Below are 1,953 nucleotides of genomic sequence, written 5' to 3' on the forward strand. Positions count from 1 at the left end.
GGCGGCCTGTGCGGCGCATCTCGCCGGGCCGGGCCTGCGGGTGGCGCGGGCCTTTACGGGCCGGGCCAATGTCCATGCGGAGGTCGCCGGGGTGCTGCGCGTCGAGCGGCGCGCGGTGGACGGGTTCAATGCCGTAGACGAAGGGCTGACGCTGGCGACGCTGGCAGACCATGCCCGCGTCGAGGCGGGCGCGATGGTCGCCACGGTCAAGGTGATCCCCTACGCGGTGCCGTCGCGGGCGGTGGAGCGGGCGTCCGCCGCGCTCGGGCCGGGGGCGTTGCGGCTGCATCCGTTCCGGGCGCGGACGGTCGATCTGATCCTGACCGAGGTGCCGGGGATGAAGCCGTCCCTGCTCGACAAGGGCGCGCACACCGTGCGGGCGCGGGTCGAGCGGTTGGGGCTGCACATGGGGGCGGAGGTGCGCGTCGCGCACGAGATCGGCGCGCTGCGCGAGGCACTGTCGGCGGCACGGGGCGAGATGCTGCTGATCCTCGGGGCGTCGGCCACCTCGGACCGGGCGGATGTCGGGCCGGAGGCGCTGCGCCAGGCCGGGGGCGTGGTGGACCGCTTCGGAATGCCCGTCGATCCGGGCAACCTGCTGTTCCTCGGGCGTTTGGGCGAGCGAGACGTGATCGGCCTGCCGGGCTGCGTGCGCTCGCCCGCGCTGAACGGGGCGGACTGGGTGCTGGAACGGCTGGCCGCGGACCTGACGGTGAGCGGCGAGGATATCGCGGGCATGGGCGTGGGCGGGTTGCTCAAGGAGATCCCGCAGCGACCGCAGCCCCGCGCCCGCCGGCCTAAGGGTGCGCGGGTGGAGATCGCGCTGCTGGCCGCCGGGGCCTCGCGCCGGATGGGCGGGCGCGACAAGCTGATGGAGGATGCGGGCGGCGTGCCGCTGCTGCGGCGCAGCGCGGCGGCGGCGGCGGATAGTGCCGCGGCCTGCGTGCGGGTGGCGCTGCCGGTCGGGTCAGCGAGGGCGGAGGCGCTCGACGGGCTCGACGTCGACGTGGTGGAGGTCGCCGATCCGGGCGAAGGCATGGCCGCCTCGTTGCGGGCGGCGCTGGAGGCGCGGGCGCCCGATACGGCGGCGGTCATCGTGGCGCTGGCGGATATGCCGGACATCGCCGCGAAGGACTACGACGCGCTGATCGCGGGGTTCGACCCGGAGGCGGGGGCGGAGATCGTTCGCGCCACCGATGCGGACGGGCGGCCCGGTCATCCGATCCTGTTCGGCGCGCGCTTCTTCGACAGCCTGTCGCGCGTCACCGGGGATCGCGGGGCGCGCGACGTGCTTCACGCGGCGCAGGATTTCACGAAGACAGTGGCGCTGTCCGGACGGGCGGCGACGACCGATCTCGACACGCCCGAGGCGTGGAAGGCGTGGCGCCGCTCAGGGTCGTGACAGGACCAGCGTCTCCCCCGCGCGGGAGATGCGGACATTGTCGCGCCCGATGGCGAGCACGCGCCAGCCGTCGACCACGGTGCCGCGCACGACGGATTCGAAGCTGCCCGAGGGCAGGCGCAGCATGGCGCGGCGCGCGTCCTCGGTTCCGAAGATGCCGATCAGCGAGATCTGGTCGAGCGCGATCTGCTGGCGCTCGGTCACGTTGTCCTCGACCACCGGGGTCGGGGGGGTGCTGTTGTTCTCGCGCTGCACGCGCTCGATCTGTTCCTGCGCTGCGGCGGCGCGGGCGGCGGCGAGCAGTTCGGCGGGGCGGGGGCGGGGGCGCAGGATGGTGCCCGGAGCCTCCCCCGTCAGATCGGTCGGGGCGGGGCGCACGGCCTCGATCAGGGCGAGGCGGTCTGCCTCCGCCCGGTCGGTGATCTCCCGCGCGACATTGGCGCGGGGACGCGGGCGCAGGATGGCGCCGTCGGGGCTCGCCACCACGGGCTCCCCGGTCTGGGAGCCGGCGCCGACCAGCCCGGCAGTGCCGACGCTGCCCGGTCGCGGGC

2 protein-coding genes are annotated in these 1,953 nt (G+C 75.1%); one reads left to right on the forward strand and one right to left on the reverse strand.

Going from position 1 to position 1,953, the window contains the following annotated elements:
* The coding region (locus RX333_RS17190) for a molybdopterin-binding/glycosyltransferase family 2 protein (RefSeq protein WP_316016193.1) at positions 1–1,402 on the forward strand (1,402 nt) is incomplete at its 5' end.
* Here the strand turns inward: RX333_RS17190 and pilP are convergent.
* Positions 1,391–1,953: type IV pilus biogenesis protein PilP (gene pilP, locus RX333_RS17195; protein ID WP_316016194.1), on the reverse strand; the 563-nt coding region annotated here is incomplete at its 5' end. The two genes, RX333_RS17190 and pilP, sit on opposite strands and share 12 nt — an antisense overlap.

The organism is Roseobacter sp. HKCCA0434, assembly GCF_032464675.1.
Taxonomy (GTDB): domain Bacteria; phylum Pseudomonadota; class Alphaproteobacteria; order Rhodobacterales; family Rhodobacteraceae; genus Pontivivens.